This window comes from Prosthecobacter sp. SYSU 5D2, from assembly GCF_039655865.1.
In the GTDB taxonomy this organism is placed as follows: domain Bacteria; phylum Verrucomicrobiota; class Verrucomicrobiia; order Verrucomicrobiales; family Verrucomicrobiaceae; genus Prosthecobacter.
Genome location: NZ_JBBYXL010000003.1, coordinates 387,033 through 401,110, shown reverse-complemented (window position 1 = coordinate 401,110; position 14,078 = coordinate 387,033). Strand labels below are relative to the sequence as shown.

Sequence of the window (14,078 nt, the reverse complement as noted above, 5' to 3'; positions counted from 1 at the left end):
TCCGCCCCCCATGAGCCAGCCCGATATCCAGGAAAACCGCTCCGCTGTGAAATATGGACGCGGTGAGATGTGGCGTCGTCTTCTTTGGATGCCGGGCCTGTGGTTGTTTCGCCTCAGTCCGAGGCCCTGCTTTGGTTTTCGACGGTGGCTGCTGCGTTTGTTTGGTGCCTCTGTTGGCAAGGAGGTGCATGTCTATCCCTCCTCCCATGTGTATTATCCTTGGAACTTGGAGATTGGGGACTGGTCATGCATCGGTGAATGGACGCTTGTTTATAATCTGGGAAAAGTCACCATCGGGGAGCGGGTGACGGTTTCACAGCGGGTTCATCTCTGCGCAGGTACACATGATTATCAGGATTCCTCCATGCCGCTGCTGAAGCCGCCGGTCGTCATTGGCTCTGAGGTGTGGATTTGTGCAGATGCTTTCATCGGACCTGGGGTAAAGGTGGCGGACAGGGCGGTCGTGGGGGCGCGCAGCGTGGTGGTGAAAGATGTGGCAGGGGGGGCGGTCGTGGCTGGAAACCCGGCGCGTTGGATCAAGGACAGATGAATGAAGTTATGAGCACGGCAGGATCGATTGATGGTTATAGTTATGGGGATGTAGAGTGCGGCCACATGCATGGCCTGCTGCTTCCGGCCCTGCTTGAAGAAATTCGGGCCGGGCAGGAGATGCGCGGGACAGGGATGCCCGTGTTTGACCTCGGATGTGGCAATGGCAGCGTGGCTGCGGAGGTGGCCAAGGCGGGGTATCAGGTGACCGGATGTGACCCGTCAGTAACGGGCATCGAGATGGCGCGGGGACACTGGCCAGACTTAAAACTGGAGACTGGTTCCGGTTATGAAGATCTGGGTGCCAGGTTCGGTACCTTTCCGGTGATCTATTCCCTTGAGGTGATTGAGCATGTTTATGATCCACGAAAGATGGTTGCCCGGGTTTATGAAATGCTCGAACCTGGGGGGCGTTTTATTTTGAGCACCCCCTATCATGGCTATTGGAAAAATCTCATGCTGGCTTTGACTGGAAAAATGGACTCACATTTCACGGTCTTGTGGGATCATGGTCACATTAAATTCTGGTCCAGGGAAACTATTTCGCAGTTGCTCACCGAAGCTGGATTCAAAGTCCTCAAAATTCGCCGTTTGGGACGCGTTCCCGCCTTGGCCATGACCATGATGGTGGTGGCGGAAAAACCAATGGGCTGATCAAATGATGGCCGCCGCTCTCCCAGTATCCGTTTGCATCCCAGTCAAGGATGAGGCGTTGAACCTGCCTGCCTGCCTGGCGGGATTAGGGGACTTTGATGAGGTGGTGGTGGTGGATTCTGGGAGCACGGACGGGACGGTGCAAATCGCGACGGCGGCGGGGGCGACGGTGCTGCAATTTCAATGGGACGGCCGGTTGCCCAAGAAGCGCAACTGGGTGCTGAAGAACCATGTTTTCAAACACCCCTGGGTGCTGTTTCTGGATGCGGATGAGCGCATGAATGAAGCTTTTGCCAATGAACTGCGCAGCGTGCTTCCGGGGACTTCACATGCCGGCTTTTGGATATCGTTTACGAACTGGTTCATGGGGGCGCCTTTGCATCATGGGGATGTGTTTCATAAGCTGGCTCTTTTTAAAGCGGGGGCAGGGGAGTATGAGCGCTTCGCCGAGGATGCCTGGAGCCATCTGGACATGGAGGTGCATGAACACCCTGTGCTGGAAGGGACTGCGGGGGAGATGAAATCCAGGCTGGAGCACCAGGACTACCGGGGGCTCAAAAACTATCTGGCCCGGCACAATGAATACTCGTCCTGGGAGGCCAACCGTTTCCTGTGGTTGCATTCTGCGGATGCTTCCGCCTGGCTGCCGCTCAATGGCAGGCAGCGTTTTAAGTACCGATACCTTGACCGCTGGTGGCTGGCATGGCTGTACTGGGGGGTCTCGGTATGGATTAAGAAAGGGTTTATGGATGGGATGAACGGATTTCGTTTTGGCATGCTCAAGCGGCGCTATTTTGGAGAGATCAGGCTGAAAATCCAAGAGGCCAGGAGGACCGGGAAATCCGCATGATGAAATTGCATCTGGTGGTCCCCTGCTATCGGGAAAGCGGACGGATTGGCAGCTTCCTGCCGGAGTTGTGCGAGGAAATGCAACGTCTCGGAGATGTGGTCGTGATGGTGGTGGAAGACGGTTCGGACGCTGAAGAGCAGGGGATCATGCGGGATTTAATTTCGGTCTGGCGCAGCGAATATCCCTGCCTCGGCCAGCCGTTGATGCTGGACAAAAACCTGGGCAAAGGAGGGGCCGTGTATGCCGGATGGGCAAGGGCGGAGGAGGCAGGGCTTCTGGGCTTTGTGGATGCTGACGGGGCCACTCCGGCGCGGGAGGTGGCCAGGCTGATACGGCTGGCCAGGTCGGCGGAGCATGCCGGGCAGGCATTGTTTGCCTCGCGGGTGAAACTGCTGGGGCGCCGGGTGGAGCGTTTGTTGAAGCGTCATTTGTTAGGTCGGATCTACGCCACGCTGGTGTCTGAGCTGCTCGACATCGGTGTATATGATTCACAGTGCGGCCTGAAACTGGTGCCAGCACCGGCTTATGAGAAGATATCGGCGGGGCTGCAGATCAAAGGGTTTGCCTTTGATGCCGAACTGCTGGCCGCCCTGCTGGACGGCGGTTGTAAAGTCGTGGAGGTGCCGGTGGACTGGTCTGAGATTCCGGGGGGCAAGGTGCACCTGGTCCGGGATTCCCTTTTCATGGCGAAAGACATCCTGAAGATCCGGCGTCTTCGCGAGGAGAGGAGACACTGAACACGATGCGCATCCTGCTGCTTAACCAGTGCTTTTATCCAGATCATGTGGCCACCGCGCAGCATCTGACCGACCTCGCTCTGGGCCTTTCCAAAGCGGGGCATCAGGTCACGGTCGTGGCGTGTTCCCGCGGTTACGACAGTCCGCAGATTCGCTATCCGGCGCATGAGTTCTGGCAGGGAATGGATATCCACCGCATCTGGACACCTGGACTTGGGAAATCGGCGAAATGGAGGCGGCTGGTGGATTTTGGCAGCTTCTGGCTGAGCGCGACGTGGATTTTGCTTTGGCTGCCCCGTTTCGATGTCACCGTTTGTCTGACCTCACCTCCGCTGATATCCACTCTCGGCACGGTCATGGCTGCATTCAAAGGCGGCAGCGTGGTGCCATGGGTGATGGATTTGAATCCGGACGAGGCGGTGGCGGCTGGCTGGCTGCGGGCTGGCGGGCTGGCGGAAAGGCTGCTCGGGTTTCTGCAACGATGGAGTTTCCGGCGGGCGGCGCGCATTGTGGCGCTGGACCGCTTCATGGCACGCAGGCTGATGGAGAAAGGGGTCCCGCCTGAAGTGATCCATACCGATCCGCCATGGTCACACGATGAGGCCGTCCGGTATGATGAACAGGGCAGGGAGGAGTTCCGGTCCCTGCACGGGCTCAAGGATAAATTCGTGATTATGTATTCCGGCAATCACAGTCCCTGCCATCCTCTGGACACTTTGCTGGAAGCTGCGCTGGCCGTTCGCGACCGGTCGCATCTTCATTTTTTGTTTGTGGGCGGAGGCAGTGAATTTGAAAAGGTGAAACAGTTCCGGGAGCGGCAGCTACTGGGCAATATCACTACCTTGCCATATCAACCCATGTCCAGCCTCGCGGCCTCGCTGTCTGCCGCAGATCTTCATGTGGTGGTGTTGGGGGAGCCCTTCGTTGGCATTGTGCATCCTTGTAAAATCTACAATATTCTCACGCTGGGCATACCCTTCATGGCCATCGGCCCGGAGGAAAGCCACCTGGGGGACATTGCGGCAAAACTGCCAGCGGGTGACAGCTATGTGGCGCGGCCAGGCAGCGTTGAGGAGGTGGTTCACCACTTGGTGAAGGCTGCAGAAAGTCCAGGGAGAAGATCCTTGGATGCGCAGAGGCTGGCCAGGGAGTTTGCGACGGAGGCCTTGCGTTCCAGGCTGATCCGCGTCATTGAGGAAGCGGCCCAAAAGTAATGAGCTTGATGGATTTAATAACGGCTGTTTTTTTGCCAGCGGCGGATATGTCGAATTTTGTCGGACCGCCGAAGCCGCTGCTTTTCGACTGGCCAACAGTCGTTGCGTTTTACGCAGGCTCTTTTGCGGTTGCCTGGGCTGGGACGATGGCGGTGATCCGCCACCAGGGAAAGCTGGGGATGGATACACCGGATGGCCGCCGCAAGCTGCATGCAAGGCCTGTATCCAGACTGGGCGGCCTGCCCATTTACCTGACGCTTATGTTAGGGTTCGTTGCGGCCTTTTGGTTCCTAGATGTCCGATTTGAAGGCTGGCTCCCGCTGATTTTGTGCAATTTTCTCATGTTTTCGGTGGGGCTGGCGGATGATTTCAAGTCTCTGGGTGCCCGGGTTAAACTGACCGGTCAGATTGGGGCGGCCCTTATTCTTTATTCATCTGGCCTCTCGATAGATGTGCTGAGCAATCCATTTGGGGAGGGCGGACTGGAGATTGGCTGGTGGAGCCTGCCTCTGACCTTGCTTTGGCTGGTGGCCATCCCAAACATCATCAATCTTATTGATGGGATGGACGGGCTGGCGGGCGGGTTTGGACTTTTTCTGTCACTTACGCTGGCGTTTGTCGGTTTTGTATCCGGGTTTAACGACATCATGATCATGTCCATCGTGATGGCGGGAGCCCTGTCGGGTTTTTTGTACTTTAATTTTCCGCCTGCGAAAATTTTTCTGGGAGATGGCGGGGCTTATCTCATTGGTTTTTTCGTGGCATCGGTATCCTTAAAATCCTCGAATAAAGGATCCATCGTTGCGGCTTTGCTCGTGATTGTCATTGCCCTCGGGGTACCCATCCTGGATACCGCCTTTGCCATTCTTCGTCGTGCCATTCGTGGTGTGCCCATCTTCCGTGCGGATGCGGAGCATATCCACCACCGGCTGATTTTACTGGGTTACAGCAAAGGCCGGGCCCTGGTGGCCATGTATTCGGTTTGTGCGGTGCTGAGTCTGGTTGGAATCAGCATTTTGCTGACCAAGGGGGTGGCGCTGCCGGTGGCTGGTGCCGTCCTGTTTCTCCTGGCGGTAGGCGCTGCCCGGTATCTTGGATACGTGCGCAGCTGGTCGAATTTGCGTGAACAGATGAATCTGGCCATGGAACGGCGCCACCGTCTTGAGCACGCGAGAGCGCATGCGCGGGTTTTGGACTTTGACATCGAACTTTGCTGTCATTTGGAGGAATTTTCCGCACTGCTTGTTCAGAGGCTGAAATGGATGGATTTCAACACGTCCCGGGCAGAGGGGGTGAGCCCGGTCAGCATGCAGTTTTCCGATGGCAGCATCTGTCACCTCTACCGTCCGGAGCATCTGCATGAAGAAGGGGAATGGCAGAGGCGTGCTGATGAACTGGAGACCGTTCTGGAGCGTTGCATTGAGCGCTGGGGGAGCCTGCCTCCCGCTCTGGAATTTAGCCGCCCTGAACATGGCACCCTTGAAGCATCCCCGGAAGACCCTGCCAAAAAGCAGGTGCATGACTCGCGATTAAACTGATTAAGTTCATGTCCCCATCTCCAAAAGTTTCTGAAAGTGATACTCCCCAGCCTTTGAAGGGCCGGCGTAGGGGGCGGGGCAGGCGACCGCGCGCAGACGCGGAGGGGCTGGCACCCCCGGTCTGGCGGATGGTGTTGCTGGCATTCGTTGTGACGGCGGGTTTCATGCTGGGGTCTGGCAAGGTGACGTGGTCCTTGGGGGCTTCAATGTGTCTGATGGGCATGGCTGTAGTGCTGGCACCTCCCTTGTACCGCTTGCCAAACGTTGCTGCGGTGAGTTTGGTGATGATCCTTCTGGTTCCGTTGTCAGGCCTGCTGCCGGTGTCGTGGTTTGGCGGACCGGCTCCCTGGCGCAGCATGCTGGCGGAATCATGGGGCATCTACCTGCCGGCCACCCTCTCCCCTGATCCGCATGCCACTTTTGAATCCTGGCTGGTCATGGCTGCGGGTGCAGTCTGGCTGTGGGCTTGCCTTGGGCAGCGTGCATCAGAAGAAGGCCGCCGCTGGTGCATTTATGGGCTGGCTATTGGAGGGGCTCTCATCGCGGGAGCCTCCCTCATTGACTATTCCTGGGCGGCCATTCCTTGGTGGCCGCGGGAAGGCATTTACAGAGCGGAAGGGTTTGGTCCGTTTTTTAACCGGAATCATGCATCCAGCCTGAGTGCCATCAGTGCCATTTTGTGTGCTGCCTCGGCTTACGATGCATACCGGAGGAAGTCTTCATTGGCTTGGTTGTTTCTGCTGCTGTTCTGGCTCCCTCTGTGTACCATTTTCCTGAACACTTCCCGCGGTGGCGTGGGCTTGCTATTTTTGGGGCTGGTCGCCTGGGTGACGACTGCCGCCATGAAAAAAGGACTGTTCCGCAAGATGGCAGTGGGGGCTGCTGTGCTGATGGTGGTGGCTTCAGTCGCGCTGGTTTCCAGCGGCCGGCTTGGCTCCCGGTTGCGTGATCTTGTTCAAGAGGACGGCGGATCTTTGCTAAGCTCCTCGATGCGGATGGATCTGGCGAGGGAGACTCTGTCACTTTCGGCCAAAAGTCCCTTTTGGGGCCAGGGGCTGGATACCTTTTATCAGGTGTTTCCGCTCATCTCGGATCTTAAGTTTCCCCATTTCAGGTTTTTGCATCCTGAGAGCGATCTGCTGCTGGTTCTTTTTGAAGGCGGCTTGTTCTTGCTTATGCCCTGCCTGGTGTTGCTCCTCTGGGCCGCAAGCTCAAGCGGTAGCTGGACCAGCCATCCGGGACGCGAGGAAATGAGCGACCGTCCCGGCCGCCGGTTGCGCCAGGCGGCTGCCATTGGTGCGGGCATGGCTCTGCTGCACTCCGTCTTTGATGTGCCAAACCACGGGCTGGGGTATGGGATGCAGACGGCCCTGCTGCTGGGCCTGGCTGTCCGTCCCCGGTGTCTGTCAGTACCGGCTCGGTGGTTGCAGCCGTGGGCGTTTCGTCTCGCGGGCCTGTTGATTTTCGGCATGGGGATCATGTGGTTGGGTACTGGCCTGCATCATTGGATGCCGCCTTTACCGACTTCTGTCCAGGTGCTGCGGGAGCAGATAAGGACAGAATCCGCGAAGGGGCGTTATCGTGACTGTCTCACCCTGGTTAACCGTGCCATCCATCTGGCACCCCTGGACTACCGGCTGTATTACATGCGAGCCCAGATGCTCCTGCTACTGCGGCAAAATCCGGAACGTGCCTTGCTGGATTTCGGGCGCTCCAGGACGTTGGAGCCCCATTATGCAAAGACCTGTTTTGAAGAAGGGGTGTACTGGCTGCCCTTTGCCCCTGATCTGGCCATCATTCCCTGGCGTGAATGTTTGCGCCGACATAAGCCTGGCTCGTCTCAATTGCGTGACGTTTATGCCAGCATGCTCAGTAAGACGGGGCTCTATCCAGAACTGCGCCCCCCCCTATGGGCGTTGGCGGAAACGCCGGAAATGCAGCTTGTTTTTCTCATGAATACCAGCCAGGGCCGTGAGTGGGAGGAGTATTTGGGCAAATTTCTGAAACTGCATCCTAAGCTGGAAGTCCTGGGACCAAAAGAATTGCAGACGTTGCTGCGTGCCTGGCATGACCGTGGGGACCGAGAGGCTTTGGTGAGCCTCCTGCAAAAGAACCACAGCCTGCAGCCTTATGGTTGGAGAACGATGGCCGTGGAACTGGCTCGCGCAGGACGATATGAGCAAGCTTATTTCGTCGCCAATAAATTCATAAAAAAGCCGCTGCGTCCTTCACGCAGCCAGGATGTCGCCAATCTCGCGCGGCTGGAGCGGGCCTTCGTCTTTAATCCCACGGATGTACGTCCGGGGATTGAACTGTATCTGGCCTACCGGGCATCAGGAGATGTTGATTCTGCAAAATCCACTGCTGAAAAAGTTGTGGCGCTGCCTGATGTGCCTGTGTACATGAAGCTGGAGCTGGCCGCCTTGTATGCGGAAATCAGCGATTTCAGGCGGGCCTGGGAAATGATGGAGCATGCCATGCACAGCCTGCCGGACGTCTGATTTTAACTGAGTTTCCAGACCTTTGTCCGGGTGCAGGCCCAGGTGGCCAGATGTTCCTGCGAGGTCCTAAAGGTTCCTCCAGCTGCCCAGGGCGAAAAAGCCGGAAGAATCCAATGATGCAAATCCTGCCGCAGACGCTGTTGCACCAGCGCCGGCAGTTTTAAACGCAGGCCTGCACCATCGCGCAAGGAGACACACGGGTGCTCATGACCGGTGACGAAAGTCATGTGTGGACTTTCTGCTGGCAGGCAGCCTGCCACTGATGGCGGAGCTGCGCCCTGATGGCCATGATGAAAGACAAAGTCTTTCTCACGATAAAAAGGCTGCAGCCGCCATCCCTTTTTCAGCCCGGCGCGGTCGTGGTTTCCCTCGATGAGGATCAGGTCTTCCACCCGGCTGCGTAAGATTTCCAGGAGGATTCCAGTCTCGCTCACTGAACCGCTGCCATCCATGATGTCACCCGCCAGGATGAGCCTTTGCGGAGCGTGGTCATCTATTAACGCCAGAAGGGTGTCGCGGCACTTTTGCATGCCCCATCCAGGCAGCAGGGCGCCAGCCCGGCTGCGGTGGATTTCATAGCCATAATGAAGGTCTGCCAGCGCCATCCAGCCTTCCATGGGATTGATCAATGCGCGCCTGGAATCCAGCAAAATTCCAGGGGCGATTTCAGCGGTGATGGCAGGTTTGGTGACTGGCACTTATGTATCATACGACAGCCGGTGCAGGCTCAAGCAGGTTTGATTGTCCAAGGGTGAAAAAGGCAGTCTTGATGCCAGGCAGGCATGATCTGTGCTCGACATCGGCAGGGATGTCCTTTTCAGTGCCGCGATGACAGCCCCCTTCTTTTTGGCCTCACTTTTTGAGTTTCCGGCGCTCGCCGCGATGCTTGTGACGGCCATGGTTGCTTCAGCCATTGTTTGGTGGTTGCAGCAGAAAAAAATCATTTGGATGCAAACCCGGCTGGACGAGGAGCGCACGGACTGGAAGGCGGAGCTCGATGCGGAAAAATCCGCCTTCTATCAGCAGGAAGCCCTGGCTCAAAAAGCCCTGGAAAAGGCAGCGGCAGAGCTCGCGGCGGCCGAGCACCGTTTCAGCATGCACCGTGAGGCCGCCCAGCGGCGTGAAAGTGATTCCCTGGCACGCATCGGCCGGCTTGAAACCGATCTCGCGGCAGCCCGTGAGACAGCGGCATTGCTGCCTGCTGCACAGGCCCGGACCGGAGATCTGGAAGCCACACTGACGGCAGAGCGGGGCCGTTTCAGTGCGCTGGAGCAGACCTTGGTCGTGACCACCTTGCGCGGCAATGAACTGCGCGCCCAGTTGCAGGAGGTCCAGTCCCAGTTCACCGACCATCGGGAAAAAGCTCAGCAACGGGAAGCCGCGCTTTTGATCCAGCTGAGTGAACGGGAGCAGTCGCTGGCGGCGGATCAGGCGCGGCTGGCGACCGTGGATGAGGAGACTGCCCGGCTCAAAGAGCTTCATTCTTCATATCAATCCACGGCAGAGTCCCGTATCAGCAGCCTTCAGCGGCAGCTGGCTGCCGCCGAGGCCAAGTCGGCGATGGTGCAGAAGGAATATATGAATGCAGTGGGGGTGCTGCCGCCACCTCCTGCGGCGGATTCCCCTGCCGTGACAGACCGGCGCGTGAGCGAGCTGGAGGCCAGGCTTCTCCAGACGGAAGCCGAGGCGCGCAAGAAAGGGCGCGAAGACGGTTATAAAATAGCCGAACTGGAATATCGTCTCAGTGAGGCCCTGGAAGCGTCCGCCCGAGAAAAAGAAGAGACCGAGCAGGCCGGAGAGTTAGAGGAGCTGCGTGGTCGCGTGAAAAGCCTGACGGAAGAAAATGAATCCCTGGTGCATGATCTGGAAACTCTCAAAATGGTCAAGGCCAGGTCGGTGGAACCCGTTCCAGAAGTGCTGGAGCAGGGGGTGTTGATGATGGAATAACTTTTTGTGGTTCCATGAAATGATTTGCCAGAGGCGCGAAAGCGCATCGTTTTGTTTTTCATGATGTTTGCCCGCCAGCCCTTCAATTTTTTGGAGCATACTTATGAGAGCACCGTGGCTTTGGGCGGGAGGTACTTTTTATTTGCCGGCGTCGCTTGGTTGCTTGGGTATTTCATCTTCAAGCGTCAGTGGTTCCACCGTAAAATCATTGCCAAGTATCCCCGGTCATCGGATGTCTGGCGGGACATTGGCTACTCGGCGCTTTCCATGCTCATTTTTGGCCTGGTCGGCGCGGCCACTGTCTATGCTACCCGTCAGGGATGGACGCAGCTGTATGGAGGCAAGATTGCCAAATTTGGTCTGCTGTGGTTCTGGCTCAGCATCGGCTGCGCCATTCTCATTCACGATGCCTGGTTTTATTGGACGCACCGGCTCATGCATCACCGCCGGCTGTTTCGCTGGTTTCATCGTGTGCATCACCTTTCTCATAATCCCACCCCCTGGGCGGCGTATGCGTTTTCACCGTTGGAGGCTCTCGTGCAGGCGCTCATTTTTCCGCTCCTGGTCTTCATCATGCCCATGCACGGTTTGGCCTTTGCCTTGTTCATGATGTGGCAGATCGCCTTTAACATCGTCGGCCATTCCGGGTATGAAATCCACCCGCGCTGGCTCATGCGCTCGCCCCTGCGCTACATCCTGAACACGCCCACCAACCACATCATGCATCATGAGAAGATGCGGGGGAATTACGGGCTTTACTTCAATTACTGGGACCGCCTTATGGGCACCAACCATGAGGAGTATGAAAAGCGGTTTGCTGAAGTCACTTCCCGTGAGAAGGAGCCGTCTTCCACACCAGCCAGCATTCCGGCGGATTCGCATTACGGTTGACCGGGCGCAGATGCTGCACCTCGAACTCTCTCGGGGACAAGCCTGCGGCCCATTCGCCTAAAGCCCGCTGCTCCTGGGCTCCGCCTTCGTGCCCTGGATAGACGGCGATGGTCAGCAGGCCGCCTGGTTTGAGCAGCCGGGTTGCCGCATTCACCGCAGCCAGCGTCGTCTCAGTGCGGGTAATGACCGTTTTATCGGACCCGGGGAGGTAGCCCAGGTTGAACATGATGCCTGCCAGCTTTCCCTGGTGCTCCGGGACAACGGTCCCGGCCATGGTTTCATGGCCTGCCTGCACCACGGTAAACCGGTTTTCCTGAATGCCTGCTTCCAGCAGCCGGCTGCGGGTGGCGGCCACCGCTGCGGCCTGCACATCCATGGCATAGACATGCCCGGAGGTGCCTGTGCACTGGCAGAGAAACAGGGTGTCATGTCCGTTGCCGGCTGTGGCATCCAGCGCAATGTCCCCTGCCTGCAAGCGATCAGCCAGGAGCAGTTGGGCCCAGCGCACGGCGGAAGGCAGGCCGCCTGTCGGGCTGGCAAATCGAGGGGATCGCACGGGTGTTTCCATCCGGGATTTTGCAACGCAGAGGAGGGCTGGCAAGTCCGGCAAAACCTCTTTTGTCCCTCTCGGGACAATTGACAGAAGAAATTCATCCGCCTATTTTCCTCGCCAGCCTTCCATTCGTGATGGCGGACTGAAGATTGACTCCGACGCCATGGGCCAGGCTTCCGTTATAGATCCAAGTGGCGGCTTTTGACTCAGAACTTTTCAATGAACCTCTACGTCAGCAATCTTGCTTACAGCGTGACTGATGATGAACTGCGCAGCGAATTTGCTGCCTTTGGCCAGGTGTCCAGCGTCCGTGTGGTGATGGACCGCGAGACCGGGCGTTCCCGTGGCTTCGGCTTTGTGGACATGCCGGATGATGCGGAGGCCAAGATCGCCATGTCCAGCCTGGAGGGGGCCAATCTGGCCGGACGCGCCATGAAAATCGTCGAGGCCAGACCTAAAGAGGAGCGACCCCGGCCTATGGTCGGAGGCGGCGGCTATGCGGACGGCCACAAAAAGAAGCCAGACAGGGGTCATGCCGGCGGTTTTCGCAGTCCACCAGCACCCAGCTATAACGACTGGGATGACAGGAGCCGGGGCGGCAAGAAGCCCAAACCACGGGAGCGCGGACGCCGTGCTTCCGAAAATGAATGGGATTGAGCTTGGCTCGTCGCACCTCGGTTGCGAGAATTGGACGACCTCCCTGTGGTTCTGTGACGGCATTTGCTTTAGCATCCCTAAACTTAAGGCTTTGCAAATTGAGTTCATGGGTCTAAATTTTCGTAACAGACATATTTGCCATGCCCCCAAGGGCAGGGTGATCGTGCCCCGCGTGGACTTGCACCCGGAACTTCTAGGAGTCGCGAGCGGTGGCAGCGCAAGTTGCCTGACCGGGGGCGGCAGCTACGTTAATTAGCATCCGTTGGCTGGTTCACCAATTCACCTGCTTGCGAATTTCGCAAAAGAGCCCACGTTGTGCGCCCTTTTTGCCAACCTGACTGACCTGTGAGCCAATCCCATCCTACCGATGACCTCCGCGTGGCGGAGATCCTGCCATTGATCCAGCCTGCGCTGCTGATGCACGATATTCCGCTCGGGGAAGAGGAGGCAGCCTTTGTGGAGCAGGCCCGCCGCCGTTCGGAAGCCATTTTAAAACTCCAGGATGACCGCCTGCTGGTGATCGTCGGCCCTTGTTCCATCCATGACCGCCTCTCCGCCCTTGAATACGCCCAACGGGTGGTCAAGGCCCGCGAAAAGTACGGCAACGATCTGGAGATCCTGATGCGGGTGTATTTTGAAAAGCCGCGCACCACCGTCGGCTGGAAGGGCTTCATCAATGATCCGCACCTCAATGAAAGCTACGACATCAACACCGGATTGCGCGGTGCCCGTGGGCTGCTCATTGACCTGGCCCAGATGAAGGTGCCTGCCGCAACCGAGTTCCTGGATGTCATCACGCCGCAGTACATCGCCGATGTGGTGGCCTGGGGGGCCATTGGCGCCCGCACCACGGAGAGCCAGGTTCACCGCCAGCTCGCGTCCGGACTTTCGATGCCAGTCGGTTTCAAAAATGGCACCGATGGCAGCATCCAGACCGCCCTGGATGCCATCCAGGCCGCCGCCGGACAGCATTGCTTCCTGTCCGTGACCAAGGATGGCGTCGCCGCCATCGTCAAAACCCGTGGCAATGACGCCTGCCATGTCATCCTGCGGGGTGGCAAAGCCGGCACCAATTTCGATGCCCAGTCCATCGAGTCTGTTGTCAGCCAGCTCAGCACCCGTGGCCTGCCTGCCAGCGTGATGGTGGATTGCAGCCATGGCAACAGCCTCAAAGATTACCGCAAGCAACCCGCCGTTGCCGCTTCCTTGGCCGAACAGATGAGCGCCGGCAGCCAGGCCATCACCGGTGTCATGATCGAAAGCCACCTGGTGGAAGGACGGCAGGATGCCAAACCTGGTCAGGCCCTGGCCTACGGTCAGAGCATCACCGATGCCTGCGTCAACTGGGCCGCCACAGAGGCCATGCTGGATGAACTCTCCGCCGCCGTGCGTGCGCGCCGGGCGGTTTAGTCTGGCGGATTTCCTGGAGCACCTTTGACTGGCATGTTTAAACGCCCCTGGTTCATTTTCCTGACAGGATTGTCAGTAGGTGCAGGGGCAGTCGGCTTTTTTTGGTTTGCGAATATTATTGGGCAAGCCTTTACCGCATGGGAAGACGTTCAGGTTTATTTCGATGGGCAGGCCATCAAGAAAATGGATGCTAAATTCGTGCCGTCTGCAAGTTCGCGGGATGCCTATTATTACATTGACGGATTTCTGGATCACCGGGTCTTCCTTGCTTATACGGACAGCCTTTCACATCTTGATGGTGTGGTGCTTAGCCTGACTGGTAAACGTTTAGCGGACCTCGAGATATGGCGGGACCAGCTTAAAGATGAATCGTTCATGATGAATGGGGAAAAGGTCTTCCTGCCCAACTACCACCGTGAACCTGGCGCTCTTGGAAAAAAATGGCTGACCAGTCTCTATGATGTGGATGTGATCCAACGAGGCCGGTTCTTCCAAAAGAATGAAGGCTCATGGGGATGGCATCTTATCGTTGATGAAGACACTGGCCGTTTCTACTATCACTCCTGGACAACTTGAG

General features: G+C 57.5%; 14 protein-coding genes. 12 read left to right on the top strand and 2 right to left on the bottom strand.

From position 1 onward, the window contains the following. Positions 1 to 10: 10 nt before the first annotated feature. The 7 genes from WJU23_RS06695 to WJU23_RS06665 all read left to right on the top strand — a co-directional run bounded on the left by WJU23_RS06695 (position 11) and on the right by WJU23_RS06665 (position 8,043). Positions 11 to 550, top strand: coding sequence for a putative colanic acid biosynthesis acetyltransferase (locus WJU23_RS06695; RefSeq protein ID WP_346331771.1), 540 nt, complete (start codon positions 11 to 13; stop codon positions 548 to 550). An 8-nt stretch (positions 551 to 558) separates the two neighbouring features. Further along, a complete protein-coding gene (locus WJU23_RS06690) occupies positions 559 to 1,203 on the top strand; it encodes a methyltransferase domain-containing protein (RefSeq protein WP_346331770.1) in 645 nt (214 codons plus the stop codon). A gap of 4 nt (positions 1,204 to 1,207) precedes the next feature. Beyond that, the gene (locus tag WJU23_RS06685) at positions 1,208 to 2,053 is read left to right on the top strand and encodes a glycosyltransferase family 2 protein (protein ID WP_346331769.1); all 846 of its coding nucleotides are present in this window, start codon (positions 1,208 to 1,210) and stop codon (positions 2,051 to 2,053) included. Continuing rightward, complete coding sequence (locus WJU23_RS06680) at positions 2,050 to 2,790, top strand: glycosyltransferase (RefSeq protein ID WP_346331768.1); 741 nt, start codon at positions 2,050 to 2,052, stop codon at positions 2,788 to 2,790. The genes WJU23_RS06685 and WJU23_RS06680 overlap by 4 nt, the downstream gene beginning before the upstream one ends. Positions 2,791 to 2,795: 5 nt before the next feature. Then, positions 2,796 to 4,004 carry a glycosyltransferase family 4 protein gene (locus WJU23_RS06675; protein WP_346331767.1) on the top strand — a complete coding sequence of 403 codons (1,209 nt, stop codon included), beginning with the start codon at positions 2,796 to 2,798 and terminating at the stop codon, positions 4,002 to 4,004. A gap of 47 nt (positions 4,005 to 4,051) precedes the next feature. After that, on the top strand, positions 4,052 to 5,542 hold the full coding sequence (locus tag WJU23_RS06670) for an MraY family glycosyltransferase (protein WP_346331766.1): 1,491 nt from the start codon (positions 4,052 to 4,054) through the stop codon (positions 5,540 to 5,542). Between the two features lie 284 nt (positions 5,543 to 5,826). Next, entirely contained in the window at positions 5,827 to 8,043 is a 2,217-nt protein-coding gene (locus tag WJU23_RS06665; RefSeq protein ID WP_346331765.1) for an O-antigen ligase family protein, read from the top strand. A 2-nt stretch (positions 8,044 to 8,045) separates the two neighbouring features. Here the strand turns inward: WJU23_RS06665 and WJU23_RS06660 are convergent, their stop codons facing one another. After that, complete coding sequence (locus tag WJU23_RS06660; RefSeq protein ID WP_346331764.1) at positions 8,046 to 8,741, bottom strand: metallophosphoesterase; 696 nt, start codon at positions 8,739 to 8,741, stop codon at positions 8,046 to 8,048. A 130-nt stretch (positions 8,742 to 8,871) separates the two neighbouring features. On the opposite strand from WJU23_RS06660, the gene WJU23_RS06655 reads away from it, so the two are divergent. After that, positions 8,872 to 9,990 carry a hypothetical protein gene (locus tag WJU23_RS06655; RefSeq protein ID WP_346331763.1) on the top strand — a complete coding sequence of 373 codons (1,119 nt, stop codon included), beginning with the start codon at positions 8,872 to 8,874 and terminating at the stop codon, positions 9,988 to 9,990. Between the two features lie 60 nt (positions 9,991 to 10,050). Continuing rightward, on the top strand, positions 10,051 to 10,881 hold the full coding sequence (locus WJU23_RS06650) for a sterol desaturase family protein (RefSeq protein WP_346331762.1): 831 nt from the start codon (positions 10,051 to 10,053) through the stop codon (positions 10,879 to 10,881). Here WJU23_RS06650 and WJU23_RS06645 read toward each other — a convergent pair. Then, positions 10,814 to 11,437 (bottom strand): class I SAM-dependent methyltransferase, encoded by a 624-nt coding sequence (locus tag WJU23_RS06645; RefSeq protein WP_346331761.1) that lies wholly within the window; start codon positions 11,435 to 11,437, stop codon positions 10,814 to 10,816. The two genes, WJU23_RS06650 and WJU23_RS06645, sit on opposite strands and share 68 nt — an antisense overlap. 216 nt (positions 11,438 to 11,653) lie before the next feature. Between WJU23_RS06645 and WJU23_RS06640 the strand changes: the two genes are divergently transcribed. The 3 genes from WJU23_RS06640 to WJU23_RS06630 all read left to right on the top strand — a co-directional run bounded on the left by WJU23_RS06640 (position 11,654) and on the right by WJU23_RS06630 (position 14,077). Beyond that, positions 11,654 to 12,091 carry an RNA-binding protein gene (locus WJU23_RS06640; RefSeq protein ID WP_346331760.1) on the top strand — a complete coding sequence of 146 codons (438 nt, stop codon included), beginning with the start codon at positions 11,654 to 11,656 and terminating at the stop codon, positions 12,089 to 12,091. A 345-nt stretch (positions 12,092 to 12,436) separates the two neighbouring features. Beyond that, positions 12,437 to 13,501: a 3-deoxy-7-phosphoheptulonate synthase gene (locus tag WJU23_RS06635; protein WP_346331759.1), complete on the top strand. Its 1,065-nt coding sequence runs from the start codon at positions 12,437 to 12,439 to the stop codon at positions 13,499 to 13,501. 33 nt (positions 13,502 to 13,534) lie between these two features. Continuing rightward, positions 13,535 to 14,077 carry a hypothetical protein gene (locus tag WJU23_RS06630; RefSeq protein WP_346331758.1) on the top strand — a complete coding sequence of 181 codons (543 nt, stop codon included), beginning with the start codon at positions 13,535 to 13,537 and terminating at the stop codon, positions 14,075 to 14,077. The last annotated feature ends 1 nt before the right edge of the window (position 14,078 follow it).